Source organism: uncultured Erythrobacter sp. (assembly GCF_947499705.1).
GTDB lineage: Bacteria > Pseudomonadota > Alphaproteobacteria > Sphingomonadales > Sphingomonadaceae > Erythrobacter.
Genome location: NZ_CANMPJ010000001.1, coordinates 2695557 through 2715731, shown reverse-complemented (window position 1 = coordinate 2715731; position 20175 = coordinate 2695557). Strand labels below are relative to the sequence as shown.

Annotated in this window: 20 protein-coding genes; 5 read left to right on the top strand and 15 right to left on the bottom strand. The window is 60.2% G+C overall.

Annotated elements, in window-relative coordinates; genetic code table 11:
* Positions 1-307 precede the first annotated feature (307 nt).
* The 5 genes from Q0837_RS12755 to dapB all read right to left on the bottom strand — a co-directional run bounded on the left by Q0837_RS12755 (position 308) and on the right by dapB (position 4867).
* Positions 308-709, bottom strand: a complete 402-nt coding sequence (locus tag Q0837_RS12755) for a hypothetical protein (protein WP_298469685.1) — start codon at positions 707-709, stop codon at positions 308-310.
* Between the two features lie 75 nt (positions 710-784).
* On the bottom strand, positions 785-2557 hold the full coding sequence (locus Q0837_RS12750; protein ID WP_298469682.1) for a VWA domain-containing protein: 1773 nt from the start codon (positions 2555-2557) through the stop codon (positions 785-787).
* Positions 2558-2656: 99 nt separating this feature from the next.
* The gene (gene nth, locus Q0837_RS12745; RefSeq protein ID WP_298469679.1) at positions 2657-3307 is read right to left on the bottom strand and encodes an endonuclease III; all 651 of its coding nucleotides are present in this window, start codon (positions 3305-3307) and stop codon (positions 2657-2659) included.
* Positions 3308-3349: 42 nt separating this feature from the next.
* The gene (locus Q0837_RS12740) at positions 3350-4087 is read right to left on the bottom strand and encodes a hypothetical protein (protein ID WP_298469676.1); all 738 of its coding nucleotides are present in this window, start codon (positions 4085-4087) and stop codon (positions 3350-3352) included.
* Between the two features lie 39 nt (positions 4088-4126).
* Positions 4127-4867: a 4-hydroxy-tetrahydrodipicolinate reductase gene (gene dapB, locus Q0837_RS12735; protein WP_298469673.1), complete on the bottom strand. Its 741-nt coding sequence runs from the start codon at positions 4865-4867 to the stop codon at positions 4127-4129.
* A 35-nt stretch (positions 4868-4902) separates the two neighbouring features.
* On the opposite strand from dapB, the gene Q0837_RS12730 reads away from it, so the two are divergent.
* Positions 4903-5601 carry an NAD-dependent deacylase gene (locus Q0837_RS12730; RefSeq protein WP_298469670.1) on the top strand — a complete coding sequence of 233 codons (699 nt, stop codon included), beginning with the start codon at positions 4903-4905 and terminating at the stop codon, positions 5599-5601.
* 6 nt (positions 5602-5607) lie between these two features.
* Here Q0837_RS12730 and Q0837_RS12725 read toward each other — a convergent pair whose 3' ends face one another.
* The 5 genes from Q0837_RS12725 to mutM all read right to left on the bottom strand — a co-directional run bounded on the left by Q0837_RS12725 (position 5608) and on the right by mutM (position 10169).
* Positions 5608-6045, bottom strand: coding sequence for a hypothetical protein (locus Q0837_RS12725; protein WP_298469667.1), 438 nt, complete (start codon positions 6043-6045; stop codon positions 5608-5610).
* A 72-nt stretch (positions 6046-6117) separates the two neighbouring features.
* Entirely contained in the window at positions 6118-6906 is a 789-nt protein-coding gene (locus Q0837_RS12720) for a HesA/MoeB/ThiF family protein (RefSeq protein ID WP_298469664.1), read from the bottom strand.
* Positions 6907-7040: 134 nt separating this feature from the next.
* Positions 7041-8501, bottom strand: a complete 1461-nt coding sequence (dnaA, locus tag Q0837_RS12715; RefSeq protein WP_298469659.1) for a chromosomal replication initiator protein DnaA — start codon at positions 8499-8501, stop codon at positions 7041-7043.
* A 444-nt stretch (positions 8502-8945) separates the two neighbouring features.
* Positions 8946-9206, bottom strand: coding sequence for a 30S ribosomal protein S20 (gene rpsT, locus Q0837_RS12710; RefSeq protein ID WP_298469915.1), 261 nt, complete (start codon positions 9204-9206; stop codon positions 8946-8948).
* Positions 9207-9353: 147 nt separating this feature from the next.
* Entirely contained in the window at positions 9354-10169 is an 816-nt protein-coding gene (gene mutM / locus Q0837_RS12705; protein WP_298469656.1) for a bifunctional DNA-formamidopyrimidine glycosylase/DNA-(apurinic or apyrimidinic site) lyase, read from the bottom strand.
* A gap of 54 nt (positions 10170-10223) precedes the next feature.
* On the opposite strand from mutM, the gene Q0837_RS12700 reads away from it, so the two are divergent.
* Positions 10224-10991: a class I SAM-dependent methyltransferase gene (locus Q0837_RS12700; RefSeq protein ID WP_298469654.1), complete on the top strand. Its 768-nt coding sequence runs from the start codon at positions 10224-10226 to the stop codon at positions 10989-10991.
* Positions 10992-10995: 4 nt separating this feature from the next.
* Positions 10996-12555, top strand: a complete 1560-nt coding sequence (ubiB, locus tag Q0837_RS12695) for a 2-polyprenylphenol 6-hydroxylase (RefSeq protein ID WP_298469651.1) — start codon at positions 10996-10998, stop codon at positions 12553-12555.
* Here ubiB and Q0837_RS12690 read toward each other — a convergent pair.
* Entirely contained in the window at positions 12552-12959 is a 408-nt protein-coding gene (locus Q0837_RS12690; RefSeq protein ID WP_298469649.1) for a hypothetical protein, read from the bottom strand. The genes ubiB and Q0837_RS12690 overlap by 4 nt on opposite strands.
* A 265-nt stretch (positions 12960-13224) precedes the next feature.
* Here Q0837_RS12690 and Q0837_RS12685 point away from each other — a divergent pair, with 265 nt between their 5' ends.
* On the top strand, positions 13225-14952 hold the full coding sequence (locus Q0837_RS12685; protein ID WP_298469646.1) for a phosphopantothenate--cysteine ligase family flavoprotein: 1728 nt from the start codon (positions 13225-13227) through the stop codon (positions 14950-14952).
* A complete protein-coding gene (gene dut / locus Q0837_RS12680) occupies positions 14949-15407 on the top strand; it encodes a dUTP diphosphatase (RefSeq protein ID WP_298469643.1) in 459 nt (152 codons plus the stop codon). Before Q0837_RS12685 ends, dut begins: the two co-directional genes overlap by 4 nt.
* A gap of 27 nt (positions 15408-15434) precedes the next feature.
* Here dut and Q0837_RS12675 read toward each other — a convergent pair whose 3' ends face one another.
* The 4 genes from Q0837_RS12675 to murJ all read right to left on the bottom strand — a co-directional run bounded on the left by Q0837_RS12675 (position 15435) and on the right by murJ (position 20167).
* Positions 15435-16391, bottom strand: coding sequence for an energy transducer TonB (locus tag Q0837_RS12675; protein ID WP_298469642.1), 957 nt, complete (start codon positions 16389-16391; stop codon positions 15435-15437).
* A 118-nt stretch (positions 16392-16509) separates the two neighbouring features.
* On the bottom strand, positions 16510-17166 hold the full coding sequence (locus tag Q0837_RS12670; protein ID WP_298469639.1) for a DUF4136 domain-containing protein: 657 nt from the start codon (positions 17164-17166) through the stop codon (positions 16510-16512).
* Between the two features lie 190 nt (positions 17167-17356).
* Positions 17357-18376 (bottom strand): tryptophan--tRNA ligase, encoded by a 1020-nt coding sequence (gene trpS / locus Q0837_RS12665; RefSeq protein ID WP_298469636.1) that lies wholly within the window; start codon positions 18374-18376, stop codon positions 17357-17359.
* 171 nt (positions 18377-18547) lie between these two features.
* Positions 18548-20167: a murein biosynthesis integral membrane protein MurJ gene (gene murJ / locus Q0837_RS12660; protein ID WP_298469633.1), complete on the bottom strand. Its 1620-nt coding sequence runs from the start codon at positions 20165-20167 to the stop codon at positions 18548-18550.
* Positions 20168-20175 lie beyond the last annotated feature (8 nt).

The following is a 20175-nucleotide window of genomic DNA, read 5'->3' as shown; positions in this document are numbered from 1 at the left end:
ATAGACCCACATAGACCCACATAGACCCACATAGACCCACATAGACCCACATAGACCCACATAGACCCACATAGACCCACATAGACCGCGAAAAAGCAGAGTCCCGGCTCTGAAAAACCGGACCGCGCGTCGCGACGTTTCCCAATTCAACGGGAACGCGTTCCCATCATGAAGAGATTTATGATGGACTATTTAGAGATAATTGATTTCTTGATTGGTCTTGCAGCATTGGTCATAGCGATCACTCAGTTGCGAACGCCGAAAGAGAAATAATATTGAGGGCGGTGATCTTCGGCTCGCCGCCTTTTTATTTATCCTCGGCATACTCCACCGGCACAAACCGGCCCAAGCCGCACCCGGCACCGCGCTGAATTTGGCCGCCGATCTGTTCGACCACGTAGATGATCTCGGTGTTGCACAGCTGGTTGATCGAGGTGTTGTAGGAGAACGCTTCCTCAAAGCCGAGGCGCGGGCATTTGTTCGGCAGCACGCTACGATAGACCTTCCCGCCGCGCATTTCGAAGTCGATCACCTGATCGCTGCGCACTCGGCTGTTGCGAATGTTCGAGCGCTGGATGCAGCTGCGTTCTTCGCCGAGCACCTTTACGGGCGGTCCGGCGAGGGCCGGGTCGACGCGGGTTTCGGGGTCGACTGGCGCGCAGGACGCTACGGTGAGTGCGCCGGTAATGAGGACGAGTGAACGGATCATCGGAAATCTCCCTCTGCACAACCCCTCGATCCGAGTAAGCGCGTCCTCACCTTAACCCGCGATTTAGCCGAAGCCTCAGGTCGTATCGCGCCGCATCACGATTTCAGTCCCGTCCAGGCGGTTGCGCAAGGTCAGCCTGTCGCCGCGTACGCGGTAATCGAACACCAATCCCGTGTCCTCGATGTGCAATTGGCGTTCGTTGATCGCGAATTCCTGATAGATTTCCTCGCCCTTGTCACGGCCACGTGTGCGCTCGGTGATGAACTCGCCATAGTCGTTGATCTCGATCAGATCGCCGCGCGAAAGGTCTTCCACGCCGCGATGGCGCACCACCTTCCAGTCGCCGTAGAGATCGGAGGGCAGGGTGCGTCCTGCGAGGTGAGCCAGCTTTGTAGCCTTGGCGGCCAGGCCATCGACCAGTTCGACTTCGCTTTCCATTCCTTCAAAGTCCGAGGCCGCAATGCGCTTCGAAAGTCCGGCGAGGAGTTTGGAGGCGCCTTTGGCATCGCCCTTGTCATGGAATCGGGCTAGCGCCCGTGTCGTCGTGACATATTGATCGACCAGCAATTCCGCCTTGGCGAGATTGGCTGGGATGCCTTCCGAAGATACCAAGACCGTATCTGCATCGGCCTCACGTTTCTGACTGACGGCATCGGTGTAGGCGACCGAGATTTCGGCCAGTTCCGACACGCCGCCTTCCCCTTCAAGCGTGGCAAAGATGCCGCCGCCTTTGCTGGATAGAAACGCGCTACCGATCGTGACTGTCACCGTTCCCGAACCGGCATCGGCAATCAGTTCGCCCGGCACACCGTAGATCGCACCGACCTTCAAGCCGTCCGCAGGGTCAATCGAGATGACGAGATCCTGCGCGACCTCTCCGACCATGTTCTCGAATTCGGTCGCGAACAGCTCGTTTGCAGCTCCTTCTTCGGGGACAAAGAACAAGTTGCCGCCGCGCACGCTCGAAACCTTGGTAGCAAGCGCCCCGTCGAAGTGCGCTCCCACGCCAATGGTTGTCATGCCCACGCCCTTGCGGGACCCGTCGATCGCCTGCCCCATGAAGCCTTCCGCGCTGGTGTCACCGACATTTGGGTTTTCGTCGGTGAACAGCATTAGCCGGGTCTTGCCACGGCTATGCTCCAACTCTTCGAATGCGGTCGCAAAGCCGAGCTTCATCCCCGCTTCCATATAGGTCGAACCGTTGATCGCGATCCCGTCGATTGCAGCGTGCAGGGCGGCCTTGTTGTTCTCAACGTCGATCACGTCCTGATGGACCACGGTACTCGAACCGTAAATCACGATCCCGAGCCGGTCGCCTTCACGCATTTGATCGACGATGGCATGCAGCCCTTCCTTGACCCGTGTGATTGGCTCACCTCCCATCGAACCTGAACGGTCGACCACTGCGATCAGGCTGAGTGGTTCGGCGCGATAGGCCTCTGCGTCGATCCCGCTTTCGAACCCGATCCCGACAAAGTGTTCATCGTCGGTGCGTGAGGCGGGCATGGCGTGAGTTGAGACGCAGAACAGCTGCTCGCACCCGCCTTTGCTAGGCAGGATCAGGTCGTGTTCGCTCAACAGCCCTTCGACCGTGAAGCTGGAAGCGCGGGGCAGGCCGTCTTCGCTGAATTCGTCTAGCGCGATGGAGCGGAAGTGTTTCACATCCTGCGCGCCGCCGGGCGTTGCGCGTGTGGCAGTAACAATGACCGTCTGGCTGTCGACATAGATTTCGTCATCTTCGGGCGGGGCTGCGTCCTGTGCAAAGGCCGGTCCAAAAGACATTGGCGCGGCAAGCGACAGACATGCGCTCAGCATCAGAGCGCGGCGGGACGTTGCAGAGAACTTCATGGTTCTTCTCCCCTATGTTGTGAGTCGTAAGCCTACGCCTCGATCCGTCGATCTCCTAATAGTATGTTTTTGCAACGGAATTCCGTTTCATTGCGGGACTTATCGACCCTTCGGCCTCTCAAGTACCTTCTTGCGATGGCTGCACAGGTCCACGAGTTTGCAGTTCCAGCATTCGGGCGTGCGTGCTTTGCAGACATAGCGCCCGTGCAGGATCAGCCAGTGGTGCGCATGCAGGCGGAATGGCTGGGGGACGCGTTTTTCGAGCTTCTCTTCGACCTTCTCTGGTGTCTTGCCTTTGGCCAGCCCAGTACGGTTGCCGACGCGCAGGATGTGGGTGTCGACCGCGAAGGTTTCTTGGCGGAACCAGCAATTGAGTACAACGTTCGCGGTTTTTCGACCTACGCCGGGCAGCCTCACCAGATCCTCGCGCGTGTCGGGAACTTCGCCGCCATATTCGTCGATCAGCAGTTGCGAGAGCGCAATTACGTTCTTGGCCTTGGAGTTGAACAGGCCAATTGTCTTGATGTGTTCGATCAGGCCTTCCAGCCCGAGATCGAGCATTTGCTGCGGCGTCTCGACCTTGGCGAACAATGCCCGCGTGGCCTTGTTGACCCCTATATCGGTTGCCTGCGCCGACAAAGCGACCGCAACGACCAGCTGATAGGCGTTGCCGTATTGCAGCTCGGTTTCGGGTTCGGGATTGTCTTCGGCAAGGCGGCGGAAGAACTCGAAAATCTGATCTTTGGTCATGGCGCTCAGCGATAGTCGCGCGGGTTCAGCGACGCCAGCGGATCATGGCTGATCCTGTTCATCCCGGACCGGACGGAAATTCAGATCGCCGCTGCGGTAGAGCGTCAGAACATGGATATAGGCTAGCGTTACCGTCTTTAGCCGCCGATTGTAGTAGCGCACGAAGCTTGCGACCATAGCGGCAAGCGCGATTACGGCCACGACCCATTCCAGCGCAATCGCTGCGCCAGCCGCCAGCACGAACGACAGTATGACAAGGCTCCGGAAAAATTTCTGGTCTGCTTCGTGGACTTCGATGTCCTTGTGCGCCGCCGAACAATTCTGGATCAGCAGCGCTCGGCTCCATTGGAACGAGTTGGTGCCCGCAACCTCTGCCTCGGTCATGATGTCGCGGCGGAGGGTGTCGACCACTGTGTAAGAATTGGCAAACTTCTGATCTGGTTCTTTCCTCACCCATGGCAGACGGCGCTTGAGCAGAAAGTCGAGGATCGGATCGAACCAGACCGGGTCCTTTGGCTCCTTTTCTGGCAGTGGGTGCCGCCGCCGACGCACGGCATCGTAGACGGGATCAAGCCATGATCCGACAAGGAAGATCAGATGCCCCGCGAAATAGGCAGCGGCGAAAAAGGCTGTCCATGCAAACACGTCGTGCTGCGGCAGAGTATCCGACAATTCGCGCAGTTCTGGGCTTACATGGAGTAGAAGCGTCGTCGCAATCGCGCCCGGAAGCAGGATCGACAGAAAATTGATCAGGCCGATCATGAAGTCTGACGGTTTCATGTTCCTGCGCCTTTCCCGGGCCTGGTTTCTAGCCCGAAATCATAACCCCAACACATCGTTCATCGTATACCGCCCCGGCTCTTTGCCGATCAGCCAGCTGGCTGCCTTCACCGCGCCGCGCGCGAAGATCATGCGGTTCTCTGCCGAGTGCGAAAGCGTGATCCGCTCTTCTGCGCCCGCAAAGATCACGCTGTGATCGCCAGCCACGGTGCCGCCGCGCAAAGATGCGAAGCCGATCGCGCCTTCTTCGCGCGCGCCGGTCATGCCGTCGCGGCCGCGCTCGCTATTGGCGTCCAGCGCAATGCCGCGACCTTCGGCCGCCGCCAAGCCCATCAGCAGGGCCGTGCCTGAGGGCGCATCAACCTTGTACCGGTGATGCATTTCGAGGATCTCGATATCCCAATCATCGCCCAGAGTTGCCGCAGCGCGGTGGATCAGGTGGCACAGCAGGTTCACGCCGAGCGAGGTGTTTCCGGTCTGCAGGACGGGAATGACTTCCCCGGCCGCATCGATGGCTTCGTGGTTCTCGGTCGTCAGTCCGGTTGTTCCGATCAGGATCGGAATGCCCGCAACCTTGGCCGCGCCCAGCGATTCGCCAAGCGCTTCGGGCACCGAGAAATCGACCAATACGTCGCATTGAGTCGCCAGCGGACCGGGATGTCCGCCTTCATCGACACCGACCCGTAATTCGTGCCCCGCATCGGCGATTGCGTCGGCGAGCGCCTGACCCATGCGGCCCTTGTGACCGATTACTCCGAACTGCGCTTTCGAATGCGACATTGCTTCACCTCCGCCATCCGTGTTTCATGCCTGTCATGGCAGAGATCGAACACATCGTCATCCTTACCGGAGCAGGGATTTCCGCAGAAAGCGGGATCGACACGTTTCGCTCGGCTGGAGGATTGTGGGAGCAGCACAAGGTGGAGGATGTGGCGACGCCGGAGGGCTTTGCGCGCGATCCCGATCTGGTTCTGGGCTTCTACGATATGCGGCGTGAGGCTCTGGCTAAGGTCGAACCGAACGATGCACATCGTGCGCTGGCGAGGTTGGAGGCGGAGTTTTCCGGTGAGCTGCTGCTTGTCACCCAGAATGTCGATGACCTGCACGAGCGGGGCGGCTCGAACGATGTGCTGCACATGCACGGTGAATTGAAAAGTGCGCTGTGCCTTGCCTGCGAGGTCCGAACTTCTTGGGATGCGCCGATGCTAAATCGCCCGCCATGCCCGGTGTGCCAATCGCCAAGCTTGCGCCCCGACGTCGTTTGGTTCGGCGAAATGCCGTATCAGATGGAGCGGATCTACGCGGCGCTATCCGATTGCGATCTGTTCGTCAGCATCGGCACCAGCGGTGCGGTCTATCCAGCGGCAGGTTTTGTGCAGGAGGCCCGAGCCGCGGGCGCGGGAACCTTAGAGCTGAATCTGGAACCGAGTGAAGGGAGCCACTTCTTCGCTGAGGCCCGTCACGGACCTGCTGGGCAGCTGGTGCCGGAATGGGTAGGGGAGGTGCTTGGTTGAGTTAATCTATTCGGATTCGAAGTAGTCGGGGAATGTATCCGGTTCGTCGGGATCGAAGATAGGGATACTCAAAAAGAGCGCCTTTGGCGGCTTCAATGATGCTGCGCTTTTGGCGTGGTTCTTCGATACTTCGGGGTTCGAATCCGCGTGTAGGAATGCCAAGCAGTAATGGAGAATATACTGATTGTTTTGGCTCGATCGTTTTTTGAGGATCAGTCTGACAGCTTTCTCGAACAGCTCGTTTGCGGCTGCGTACTGTTTGTCGAGCATCTGTAGCCTTCCCGCGATAGCGATGTGGCGAGGCAACTTACTGTCTTTGAAACCATCCAAGAGTGTCTTCGCCTCGGAAATGCGGCGGTCATTCATTGCCGTGACACAGCGCACAACATAAGGGACCTCGCGTTGAATTTCGGGCGGAAGTTTGAGAGGAATGTCGTTCGTCATTTTTCAATCCCGCGATACCTCTCTATTTTTTGCAAGAACTACCAGTATCCATACGTCGCGGTCTTCTCGCGGCTAGGCGCCACACCCCCGGCATTCCGGGTCTTTCGAAATCGTCAGGGTCCGCATTCCCGGTTTCATGCCGTCGAGCAGGTGCAGTTTGCCCCACATCGGATCGCCAAACATACTGACACCGGCGAGTAGCACCCGCACCGCTTGCATTGCGGCGAAACTGCCGGTCCAGCCCGCCATCGCGCCGAGCATGCCGTCTTCGGCGCAGGTGTCGCAGTCTTCGGCATCGAACGCGTCGCCGACGAAGCAGCGGTAGCAAGCCTGCCCCACGAGGTGCCCGGCAAAGGCGCCCACTTGCCCTTGAAAGCGTCCGACGGCTGCTGACAGCAACGGCGCGCGCTCAGCGACGCAGGCATCGGAGACCGCGAGGCGGGTGGCGAAGTTGTCGGTGCCGTCGAGCACCAGATCGACGCCTGCAATGAGCTCGCCAGCATTTTCGGTGGTAATCCGCGCGTCGCTGATCGCAACATCCAGTGCGTCGTCGAAATTGGCGAGCCAGCGGCGCGCACTGGTTGCTTTGCCGTGGCCGACATCGCGCGCGGTGAAGATCGTCTGACGCTGGAGATTGCTGGCGTCGACCACATCGTCGTCGACCAGTGTGAAGCGCCCGATCCCGCTCGCGGCGAGATATTGCAGCGCGGGCGAACCGATGCCGCCCAGGCCGATCACCGCAATATGCTTGGTCGCCAGCGCCACCTGCCCTGCGCCGCCAATTTCGGGCAGCACGATATGCCGGGCAAAGCGGTCCAGGCGGGCCGGTGAGAGCGGTGTAGAAGGCGGTGCAGAACTCATGGAGAAGCTGTTTACAGGCAGTTGGCAGCCTGTGCACCCGCTGTCGGCAAGCCTGTGGTCAGGCCTGTCGACAAACGGTGCAGTCTTTGTGGTTCCTTCGTGGATGCGAGCCGAAGGTGCTGCGGGTTATTCCATTAACTCTCAAGCTGCCGAAGCAAGCTGCGCACGTCGCCATCCATATCGGCGTCGCGCTGCCGCAGGTCTTCGATCAAGCGAACCGCGTGGATCACGGTCGAGTGATCACGCCCGCCGAATTTGCGGCCGATTTCAGGATAGCTGCGCGGGGTCAGGACCTTGGACAGGTACATCGCCACTTGCCGAGGACGAACCACGGCGCGCGCACGGCGCTTGGATGACATTTCGCTGCGATCGATCCGGTAGAATTGGCAAACCGTGCGCTGAATCTCGTCGATCGTGATCCGGCGGCGATTGGCCGACAGGATATCGGTCAGCTGCTCCTCGGCGAGTTGCAGCGACACTTCCTGACCGGTCAGTTGCGCATAGGCGATCAGCTTGTTGAGACCGCCGACCAGCTCGCGAATGTTGCGCGTGATGGTGCGGGCGAGGAAATCGAGCACATCGTCTGGCACGTTCAGAGGCGCAAAGCGCGAGAGCTTCGATTCGAGGATCTTCTTGCGCAGCTCGATATCGGCGGCCTGAATGTCGGCGACCAGACCCATCGAAAGGCGGCTGAGAAGGCGCGGTTCGACACCGTCCAATGCCTGTGGTGCGCGGTCGGCGGCAAACACGAGCCTTTTGCCTTCGGCGAGCAGCGCATCGATCGTGTAAAGCAACTCTTCCTGAGCCGATGCCTTGCCGATGATGAACTGGATGTCGTCGACCAGCAGCAGATCGAAGCTGCGCAGCCGCGCCTTGAACTCGATCATCTGGTTGGCTTTGAGCGCCTGGACGAATTCGACCATGAAGCGCTCTGCCGAGCAGTAGAAAATGCGTGCGCGCGGGTGAGCTTGCAGGAATGCGTGGCCGATGGCGTGCAGCAGGTGCGTCTTGCCCTGGCCGGTTGCGGCCTTGAGGTAGAGCGGCGAGAATTGTGGTTGCTCGGTCGCGGCCATGCGCTGCGCTGCGTTGCAGGCCAGTACGTTGGCTTCGCCGGTAATGAAGGCTGCAAAGGTCAGCGACGGATCAAGGCCAACCGAGCTGGTGAAGCCCGCATCGCCAATCGTGCCGGCGGCGACGGCAATCGCGCTGGCTCCGTCATTCGCGGGGCGGCGACCATCGTCGATCCGAAGTTCGGGCAGTTGCCGGCGCCCGGGATGGACCTGAATGTTGACCTCGCGCACTTCGCTGCGCGCAATCTTCCATGCGAGCTGCAACCGATCGTGAAAGCGATCCTTGACCCAATTCGCAGAGAACTCGGTTGGCAGGAACAGGTCGAGCCGACCCGTCTCCTTGTCGATGCCGCCAACCTGGATCGGCTTGATCCACTGGCTGTGCAATTGGTGTCCCAGATCTTTCCGAAGCCCCTGACTGATATCGGACCAGTCTGCTGCGAGATTTACGGCTTCGGCATCTTCCATCAAGTCATCGTCCGAGTTGCGGCGCGTGGTCCGCGCCTTGTCCATTTTGTGCACCATTGTTTCCCCAATTGTCTCCCGCTCCCGGAGCCGCGATCCGAAGCGCTATTATTGACCTGTGACAGGCAAACCTTTTCCAACCCCGCGAAGCAGTATTCGCGGGTCCCCCCTGTCGATCAGACTGTAAAACTCAGGCTGTCCCGCCCCGAGTGAGATGCGAATAAACGACGCATCGACGCTTTGCGCAAGCGCGGAATTTTAAAAAAACTGAAATAATCCTGTTGACTCGGCTGCAACCCGCAGGCGTGCGTTCAAGCGGCTGAATTATCATTAAAAATTGGTTTAGGAGCCCGCGAATCGCGAGGAATCCTTACATTTTTGAGGCGCGCCGGTGTCACAATTGTCGCAAACAAAAAGGGCCGCCCCACTATGGAGCGACCCTTATGTGTTCTGACCCGCCGACCTAAGCCCGTTTGCGTAGGTCGGACAAGCGAATCGGCCGAATCAGAGAGCGGCAACTCGCTTCGTTAGGCGCGACATCTTACGCGCCACGGTGTTCTTGTGCATCACGCCGCGAGCGACGCCGCGAGCCATTTCGGGCTGGGCTGCCTTCAGCGCTTCAGAAGCTGCAGTCTTGTCGCCGGCTTCGCAGGCCGCTTCGACTTTCTTGACGAAGCCGCGAATGCGACTGACGCGTGCGGTGTTGATTTCCGAACGGCGATTGTTGCGACGAATGCGCTTACGGGCTTGCGGCGTGTTGGCCATAGGTGTGTCTGTCTCGCGTTTCTGTATGGCCGCCATGGGCGAGCCGAATGTCTGTATCGGTTTATCCGAAGATCGGCAGGCAGGCTTAGCCCGTATGCCGGAAAGCGGCGCACATAGGGCGGAGTCGCCGAATCGTCAAGAAACTCCTCACTTCTGGCACTTCGCGCAGAACCAGGTGCTGCGTCCGCCTTGTGCGATCCGGCGGATTGCACCGCCATCGTCCCGGCGGCAGGGTTGATCAGTCCGGTCGTATACGTCGAAGCGAGTTGCGAAGTAGCCAAGCTCGCCATCGGGCTGTGCGTAGTCTCGCAGGGATGATCCGCCATCCTTGATCGACGTTTCGAGCACGTCCTTTATCGCCGGGACCAGGCGTTCGAGCTGAGGCTTTGTCACCTTGCCCCCTGCCTTGCGCGGATGTATGCCCGCGCGCCACAGCGCCTCGCATACATATATGTTGCCGAGCCCGGCGATGATTCGCTGATCGAGCAGACACAGCTTGATGCTTTGGCTCTTGCCTTTGAGAGCGGCCTTAAGGTGCACAGGCGTAAGCCCATCACCAAGCGGCTCCGGGCCGAGGGCGACGAATTGCGGCCAGTCATCGAGCGCCGCCGTGTCGATCAGATCGACCGAGCCAAACCTGCGCGGGTCGCACAGGGCGAACTGGTTACTCGCAGTCTCCATAACCAGATGATCGTGCTTGTCCGGTTCCTCGGGATCGATGCGCCAGCGCCCGCTCATCCCTAGATGAAAGATCATCGACGATCCGCGATCCAGATGGATCAGCCCGTATTTGGCGCGGCGTGACAGACCGGTGACGATCGCCCCTGTCATCACCTGCACCAGTTCCGGCGGGAAAGGGCGGCGCAGATTGGGGCGGTTCAGCACGACCCGCTCGATCCGCTCGCCATCGAGGAACCGCGCAAGACCGCGAACCGTTGTTTCAACTTCTGGTAATTCGGGCATTTGCGGCGCTGTAACACTCTTTGCGCGCCGCACAATTCCCTCTAAGGCCCGCGCATGAACGAAGCATCCAATGAAAGCTCTGGCGAGACCGTTTCCTTCGGCTACGAAAATGTCAGCCCGGAAGAAAAGACCCGCCGCGTGGGCGAGGTTTTTTCCAGCGTCGCGCGCAAATACGATATCATGAATGATGCAATGTCGATGGGCATGCATCGCGGCTGGAAAGATCGCTTCGTCAAGCGGGTGAAGCCGCAGTCGGGCGAACGCATCCTAGATATGGCGGGCGGCACTGGCGATATCGCGTTCCGCATGGCGGATCGCGGGGCGGATATCACCGTGGCCGATATCAATCAGGACATGTTGGACGTGGGCGCCGAGCGCGCGATGGATCGGACAGAAACCGAAGACACGGGAAGCCTCGTTTTCTCCTGCCAGAACGCCGAGGAAACGAGCTTCGCCAGCAACACTTTCGATGCCTACACAATCGTGTTTGGCATTCGGAATGTGACAGACAAGGACAAGGCCCTGCGCGAAGCATTGCGCGTGCTGCGTCCGGGCGGGCGGTTCTACTGTATGGAGTTTTCGACCACCGAATGGGCGGGCTTCAGAGAGATATACGATGTCTATTCCGAGCAGCTTTTGCCGCGCATGGGGCAGATGATCGCAGGCGATGCGGATTCGTATCGCTACCTCGTTGAATCGATCCGCAAGTTTCCCAGCATGCCTGAATTCGAGCGGATGATCGCGAAGGCTGGTTTTGTGAATACCAAGTACGAATCGATCCTGGGCGGCGCGGTCGCGATCCATTCCGGGTGGAAGATATAAGAGCGTGACGTCGCCGGTAGTCCACCTGACCCGCCTCGCACGTTGGGGCACCACGCTGGCGCGTCGCCGCGCGCTTGTGGGGATCGAGAATGATCCCAATGCGCCCACGCCGGTCAAACGGCTGGTCAAGCTGGCCCGCTGGGTGACGCTGACCGGTAAAGGCAAGGAGCCAGATTACGCCGGAGCATTCCGAGCCATCGGGCCTGCTGCGATCAAGCTTGGCCAATCGCTCGCGACACGTCCGGATTTGGTCGGCGAGGAAGCGGCGACCAATCTGCTGAGCCTGCAGGACAACTTGCCGCCGGTCCCGTTCAAGGAGATCGAGGCCTCAATCGCATCGAGCTTCGCGCAGCCGCTCGATACGCTGTTCTCCGAGATCGATCCCGATCCGGTCGGCGCGGCCTCGATTGCGCAGGTGCACAAGGCCGTGACGACGGATGGGCGCAGCGTTGCGATCAAGGTCCTGCGCCCCGGTATCCGCGAGAAGTTCGCGCGTGACATCGCCACATATGAATGGGCCGCTGCGCATGTCGAAGCGATGGGCGCTGAGGCGACAAGACTGCGTCCGCGCGCGACGATTGCCAATTTCAAGCGCTGGACCAATTCCGAGCTCGACCTGCGGCGAGAGGCCGCGTCGGCATCCGAACTCGCCGAAGAGATGTCGGGCGTCGGCGGTTATCGCATTCCAGAGATTGACTGGGACCGGACCAATGGCCGCGTGCTCACCATCGAGTGGATCGACGGGGTAAAGATCAGCAATCGCGACGAGTTGATCGCGCGAGGGCACGATCTCAATGCCATCGCCGAAAAGCTGGTGATCTCATTCCTCACGCAGGCGATCAGCGCGGGTTTCTTCCATGCGGATATGCATCAGGGGAATCTGTTCGTCGAAGATGACGGCACGATCGTCGCGATCGATTTCGGGATCATGGGGCGGATCGACCGCCAAGCGCGGCAATGGCTCGCAGAAATTCTCTACGGCCTGACGACCGGCAATTACAAACGCGTTGCCGAGATCCACTTCGAGGCGCAATATGTGCCGAGCTACCACTCGGTCGGCGAATTCGCGACAGCTCTTCGCGCTGTGGGTGAGCCGATGCGCGGCAAGCCGGTGAAGGAACTGAGCGTCGGCCAGATGCTCGACGGTCTGTTCGCGATCACCCGCGATTTCGACATGCAGACACAGCCGCATTTGCTGCTGCTGCAAAAGACGATGGTGATGGTCGAAGGGATCGCGACGCAGCTCAATCCCGAGATCAACATGTGGGACACCGCCGCGCCGTATGTCCGCAGCTGGATCCGCGATGAGCTCGGCCCGGAAGCGGCCGTAGCCGACCGGATCAAAGAGGACACCGAGACCCTGTTCCGCTTGCCCGGCCTGATCCGGCGGCTGGAAGAAAAGTTCCCGCCAAAAGGCGGCGCGCCCGAACAACAGCCATTGCCAGAGATAAAGCTGATGACTGACCGCAAGGAAGGCTCCGGCGGCGGATGGCTCGGCTATATTGTTGCTGGGCTGGCGGGTGCGGGAACGATCTTCGCGCTCACATGGCTTGGCTGGCTCTAGAGCGTATCTGCCTGATCCGGCACCAAAGCGGCATGCGGCAACACGCGGCTGCCAAATAATGCGATGATGACGGTGGAGGCTTCGACTGCCATCGGCATCATCCATCCCGGATAGAACCCGTCGAGCGCAAGGCTCAGCCCGCGTGCTACAAATGTGATCCCCATCAGCGCGGCAGCCACCAGCAGCAGGTCGCCTTTGCGCTTCCATGCGCCGATCACCATCGCTCCGCCCGCGACCCAGAAATAGGCCGTGAAATCGGCGCGGATGGTGGAGAGGCCCTGATTACCCTTTGGCGTCAGGCCGAAATCGCCGCCTTGGCCAGCGGGATCGAGCAGGAATGACGCGCCGATCAGGATGAACAGCAATCCGCCGACCAGCAGCACTGTCCGCACCAACATCACCATCGCCAATCCCCTTCGCCTCAACCCTCGCGGTGACTATGCCCCGCTTTGTGTGTGGCGCTCAACCCAATTCGACCATTCGTCACCCACCCGATTTAAGCGCAATCTTAACCAAGCATCTCCATGACTGCGCAGGCACTTGGCGGAAACGCGCGAGGCCGCTAGGCTCTGTGCGACGTATCCCGTTGTAATGGTGCTGCAAGGGAGTTGAGGAACACATGAGCCGCTGGGATGTCCTGCATGTCGGCTCGCTGGTGGAGGAATGCCGGTGAGTAAGGCTGGGCCGAAAATCCTGTTGGTCGTTGGCGGCGGTATCGCTGCCTACAAATCGTGCGAACTCGTGCGGTTGATCCGCAAGGGCGGTGGCGATGTAACCTGCGTGGTGACCAAAGGCGGGCAGCAATTCGTCACTCCGATGTCGCTCGCCGCGCTGAGCGAAAACCAGGTTTACACCAGCCTGTTCGACCTCAAGAACGAGGCCGAAATGGGCCATATCCAGCTTTCGCGAGAGGCCGACCTAATTGTCGTGTGCCCCGCAACGGCGGATTTGATGGCGAAGATGGCCGAAGGTATCGCGGATGATCTTGCGACCACGCTGATCCTCGCCACTGACAAACCGGTGATGGCGGTTCCGGCGATGAATGTGCGGATGTGGGAGCATGAGGCGACCAAGCGCAACGTCGAGCAGCTGAACGCGAATGGCGTCAAGGTGCTGCACCCTGATGAAGGCCCGATGGCCTGCGGCGAGTTCGGTTATGGCCGTTTGCCGGAGCCCGAAGCAATCTGGCGCGAAATCGCCGCGCATTTCGGGATCGAAGTCCAAGAGCCCGAGCCGGTGGTCGCTGCAAACGATCAGGTCGAAGTTGCGGAGGAAACCGCCGACGAAGCTGAGATCGAAGTAGAAGCACTCGAGCCCGAACCCGAGGTAGAGAGCAAAGGCGGGCTGGGCGGTTTGCTGTCGAAGATCATCCCGCGCTCGACGGCCAAGCGGACGCACGAAGAGATCGAAGCCGAATACCTTGAAGCGGAAGAAGCTGCGGCCAGTGCTGAGGAGACGACGGAAGCGGACGAGGTCGCAGAGGACTGCGAAGCGGCAGCCGATGAAGTTGCCGAAGAGGAAGAGATCGAATTCAACCCTGACCTCGAAGGTCCGCTGCTTGCGAGCAAGGGCGATGCAGCCTCCGCGCCGCCGATGGACCCCGATGCCATCAATCACGAATTCGATGAGCGTCGGTCCGCGCCGAGGCCGGAGCTGGACAAACCAAAGCCGCGCGGTTCCGTCGAGGAAATCGAGGAAGACGCGCTCGGCGGTCAGGGTTTTGGCATTTCGAAGGATTACCAACCGCTCAAGGGCCGGCATGTGCTGATTACTGCCGGGCCGACTTGGGAAGCGCTCGATCCGGTGCGCTACATCGCCAACCGTTCGAGCGGCAAACAGGGCTTTGCAATTGCCGCCGCCGCCGCTGCACTTGGCGCGGACGTTACTCTGGTTGCAGGTCCTGTCTCGCTCAAGACGCCGGGCGGGGTGAACCGCATCGATGTCGAGTCCGCTGAACAGATGAATGCGGCGGTCAAGAAGGCGCTGCCTGCCGATGTCGCAGTGATGGTCGCAGCGGTCGCCGATTGGCGTCCGAAAATGTACGAACCGGAAAAGCTGAAGAAGCGCGGCTCGGCGCCGCCCGCGCTGCTGCTGACCGAAAATCCCGACATCCTCACCAACATTGCAGGCGGCTCGAATCGGCCTGAACTGGTGGTCGGCTTCGCTGCGGAGACCGAGCAGGTTATCGAGAACGCCACCGTCAAGCGTAAGCGCAAGGCGGCGGATTGGATCATCGCCAACGATGTGTCGGGCGATGTCATGGGCGGCGACGAAAACACCATCCACATTGTCAGCGGTGATGGCGTCGAAAGCCTGCAGAAGATGCCAAAGCGCGCTGTGGCACTGGCGATCGCAGAACGGATCGCCGCGAGCCTTAAAGCCGAGGCCGCAGAGTGAGCGCTTCTGTCGGCGTTGAAGTGAAGCGCCTACCGCACGGCGAAGATCTGCCCTTGCCAGCCTATGCAACCAGCGGTGCGGCGGGAATGGATGTTGTCGCGGCCGAAGATGTGACGCTCGAACCCGGTGCGCGCTATCCGGTCGCAACCGGCCTCGCGCTAGCGATACCGCAGGGATACGAGATTCAGGTGCGTCCGCGTTCGGGCCTCGCGCTCAAACATGGCATCACCGTGCCCAATACGCCGGGCACGATCGACAGCGATTATCGCGGCGAGCTTAAGGTCATCATGATCAATCACGGGAGTGAACCGTTCGCAATCGCGCGTGGAGACCGCGTCGCGCAATTGGTGCTCGCACCTGTTGTGCAGGCGGCCTGGTCCGAGGTCGAAGAACTCGACGCGACCGAACGCGGTGCGGGCGGGTTCGGTTCAACTGGCGGTCACGAAAAACTATAGCCCGCCGTGGAGGCGAGCTGGCGTTCATCACTCGACCGCGACCCTCACCGTCGAGCTGTACGTCGATGTCGTCACATCGCCATTTGCGTTGGTCGCTGGCTCAAAGCGGGCTCGCTTCTGCAACGTCCTGCATGCTCTCGAATCGAAATCGCGTGATCCGCTTGAGGTGTTGACGATGCACTCTTCTGCGCGGCCTCGGCTGTTTACGGCCAGCGTAAAGCGCAGCGTACCATTTCCGAATTGCCGCTGATTGAGTCTGCGAAAATCATCCGGGCGAACCCAGCCGCCGGGATTGATCGGTTTGACGACGCGGTTTGGTGGGAAACGCCCGGTTGGCTGAAAGCTAGCCCTCGCCGGTTGTTGTGGCTGTGGCTGAGCTGCGGGCTGCGTTCGCGGTTGGGGCAGCGCGCGCGTCTGCGGCACGGGCGCTTCCGGTCGGCGCGTAATCGAGGCCGTGCGCGCAGGCTCGAATGTCTGGGTGCCATAGCGCCATTGCTCGGCGCATTGGTTGAGCAAGCGGAACGCCGCCGAGCTTGTTTTCAGCGAGACTCGCGCAACGATCTGGCCGCTATCGATGACTGTCAAAAATTTGGCTTGCCGGAACTGCTGTTCGATCGCGGAGCTGTCGCTCGAAGGGGCATAGGTGCGTCCGCCGAGCAATTGTCCGCCAAACCGGGTGTCATCGAAGGCCCAGGCAATTTCGCCGCCATTGGTGAAGCCTCTGCCGGGACCGTCCAGCCTGAGTGCGCCGGTCCTGCCTTGGTATTTGGTGAAAACCAGACTGCCGGAAACACCGGATGTCAGGCGAAGTTCGCAGGATCGCGATTCTGGCTGTTGAACGATCATCCAGCGGCCGAGATCGACGAAGACGTCTTCGCTCTGGCGGCTTTGCGCAGTCGCTCCGGATGGCGCAAGCGCTATGAACCCGGCAACCGCGGTGAGCGAGAACGTATTTCTGAGAATATGAAAGCGCTTAACGATCATGTCGGTCCATGTGTTGATAGGCCGGGTTCGCTTAACCGAGCCAGAACGCAAAAAGGCGGCGCTGATCCCTTGCGCCGCCTTTCCGTCCCATCCAAGGGTGGATTGCTCCTACTCGACCCTAATCCGTCCGTTTCACAATCTTTTCATCCGATTTTATCGTGATGCGCAAGGTTTCGCCGGAATTGCCCGGGAAATCCGTGAACATGGCATCGACCAGATTGGGCACGATTTGCTGCAAACGATTGGTCCGCGACACGGCCTGAGCCTTACCTTCGAACAAACGTTCGCCGGTGCTTGCTGAGTCGATCTTCAGATCGATGTCGCTGGTATAGACCGTGTAGCTGCGCACTTCTGGCCCAGCCAGGAACGGATCGTAAAACCCGAAGGCATAGCTGCGGCGGAAGCCAAATCCGCCAAACCGGCCAAAGCCGCGATAGAACGGATCATTGAAACCATTGCCTGTCGTACGCACGCGTTCGCGTCCGTTATCGACCCCGTAATCGAAGCGAACCAACAGATTGGCTGTTTCGGGCGATGCTTCGCTGTAGCCCAGCTTGGCCATCTCAGCCTCGACCATGTCGGCGTAGAGCGCGAATTCGAGCCCGCCCGCGAGCTTTGGATCTTCAGCAACCACCGCGAAGGTCTGACCTTGCGGCGCCGGAAGCGTGCTCGCGAACCGCGATACGTCGGCTTTGAACGATGGCGCGCAGGCGGCAAGGCCCGCAGCAAGCGCCAGCGGAAGCGCAATACGTCCAAGGTTTTTGCGTGTATTCATTAGAGGACTAGTCATGGCATACCCTTTGTCAGTTAGCCAGCGACTTCGTGCGTACCCCTCGCGTGAATGCCCCATCCGCTAGGTATGGCCGCAAGGCATGCGGCACGGACCGGACAATCTGACCAAACGTCATCTCGTCACTGTGACACAGGGCTTAGATCAACGGGTCTGAACACCCATTGAACGTGGATTACCCTCGGACCAGCCCCAGCGCCCTATACGCCGCGTCCAGCGTTGGTAGCCCGTGCTCGCGGGCTTGCGCTGCGCCGCGGGCCAGGATTGCGTCGAGCGCTTCCTGATCGTCTTTCAGTTCGAGGAAGCGGGCGTTGATCGGGGCGAGCGTTTCGACCAGGGCTTCGCCCAGAGCGGGTTTGAACGCACCGAAGCCTTGGCCGCCGTGTTCGGCGAGCACTTCATTGACGTTCTTGCCGGTCAGCGCGCCGTAGATGCCGACGAGGTTCTTCGCCTCGGCACGGCCCTCTAGACCCTTCTCCTCGCTTGGCAGCGGTTCGGGGTCGGTCTTGGCCTTTTTGACCTTCTTCATGATCGTGTCCGCGTCGTCGGTCAGGCTGATCCGGCTCATCTCGGAAGGGTCGGACTTGCTCATCTTCGCCGAGCCATCTCGCAGGCTCATGATCCTCGCGGCGGCGGGCGGGATGTAGGGTTCTGGCAGGGTGAAGAGCGGCGCATCCTCGGGACAGAAATCATTGTTGAATTTCTGCGCGATGTCGCGGGCCAGCTCCAGATGCTGTTTCTGGTCCTCGCCCACCGGAACGTGGGTTGCGTTGTAGAGCAGCACATCTGCAGCCTGCAGCACTGGATAGGTGAACAGCGCGATCGACTGGCCTTCGCGGTTCTTGCCCGCCTTGTCCTTCCACTGCGTCATGCGGTTCAGCCAGCCCATCCGCGCGGTGCCGTTGAGCAGCCATTGCAATTCGGCATGGGCGGGGACCTGCGCCTGATTGAAGAGCACGGTCTTCGCCGGATCGACGCCGCACGCAACCAAAGTGGCGACCATCTCGCGGGTGTTGGTCGTCAAATCCGCCGGGTCATGCGGCAGCGAAATTGCATGGAGATCGGCAAGGAAGATGAAACAATCGCCGCCTGCGGCCTGGGCTTCGTCTTGCAGCTTCACATAGTTGACGATCGCGCCGAGGTAATTGCCGAGATGCGGCTTTCCGGTGGGCTGAATGCCCGAAACAACTCTCATGGAAATTCTCTTCTTGAATGCGTGGGTCTGGCCGTTTCGGCCTTGAAAAGGGCGCTAATCAGGAGCGCGTCTGCCATCGCCAGGCCGCCCGCCCGCGCACTGCGAAGCGCAGTGGGGCTGAACGTAGAGAGAATTTCATAGCCATATCGAGCGGGTCTAGTTTCATCCGATCTAGCTGGCAAGATCGTCTGAAGGCGTTTCGGGCGTCACGGATTGCTTGCGAGTTAGCGTCGCGATGCGCTGACGGTCGATGGCTCCGACCGCAAAGGCTACACTGAAATAGACGATGGCGGCTGCCGCGACGAGCGCGAGTAGAGCTCCGAGCCGGGCGAACAGACCGGCGGCGAACCAGTCGGTCAGCAGATCGCGCGTGTAGAACAAGGCCGCGCCCATCGCCGCAGCAGCGAGAGCCTGACGCGCGATCCTGAGCACCAGCGCGGCTGGGATACGATAGAATCCGCGCTGGGCGAGCACGATCAGCAGGAAAGTGACATTGATCCATGCCCCGATCACGCTGGCATAGGCGACGCCGATCACACCGTAAGTATCGAGCAGGGCGATGTTGAAGGCGATGAACACGCCGAGCGAGATAAACGCGGCCACCACCGGCGTTTTCGTATCGGCGCGGGCGTAGAAATTGGGCACGAGCACCTTGACCAGCACATAGGCGGGCAGGCCCATCACGAGTGCCGCGAGCACATTGCCGGTCGCCGCCGCATCGTCGAGCGCGAACCGGCCACCTTGAAAGATCATCGTGACAAACGGCGTCGCGCAGATGGCGAGCGCTACCGCAGCCGGGATCGTCAGCAGCATTGCGAGCTCAATCGCATCGGATTGAATCCGGTCCGCGCCTTCCTTGTTCTCGCTGCCCACGAACTTCGACAGAGTTGGAAGGATCGCGGTCGACAGCGCGATGCCGATGATGCCGAGCGGCAACTGGTTTAGCCGGTCAGCATAATTCATGTAGCTGACCGATCCGTCTTCAAGCTGGTTGAGGAAGTAGAGCTGGACCAGCGTGTTGATCTGATAAGCGCCGCCGCCAATCGCTGCGGGCAGGGCGATGATCGAGAGTCGCTTCACTTCGGGCGTGATGCGCGGCCACAGCAGTTTTGGCCGGAACCCCTCGACCCGCGTCCAGTAATACAGCCACGCGAGCTGCATTACGCCTGCTCCGGTGACCGCCCACGCAATGCCGTATGCGATCTGCTCAACACTCGCCCCGGTATTGGCGGCGAACCATTCGCCTGCGAGCAAGGCCGCGATCAGCACCAGATTGAGGATGATTGGGAAGCTTGCTCCCGGCGCGAATCGCGACACCGAATTGAGCATGCCAGTGAACAGAGTCACCAGGCTCACCAGGACAATGTAGGGGAACATGATCCGCGCGAAATCGACCGCGAGTGGGTAAGTCTGCGGATCGACCGGCTTTTCCGAAAGCAGCCAAATCACGCCGGGCATGGCGATTTCGAACACCGCCACCAGCGCGATCAGCACCGGCAAGAACACGCTCAGCACGTCGGCGCTGAAACTGCGGGCTTCCTCCAGCCCCTTTTCCGGATCGTCTTCGTGCCCGTGCAGCCGTTTCGAAAACATCGGCACAAAGGCAGCCGAAAACGCGCCTTCGGCAAACAGGCGGCGGAACACATTCGGGATGATGAAGGCCTGAAACCACGCATCGGTCACCGCATTCGCGCCGAGCACGCGCGAGAAAATCATCTCGCGCGCCATCCCGGCGATGCGGCTGAGCATGGTCAGCCCGCCAATGGTCCCAACATTCTTGAGCAGGCTCATATTCTAGG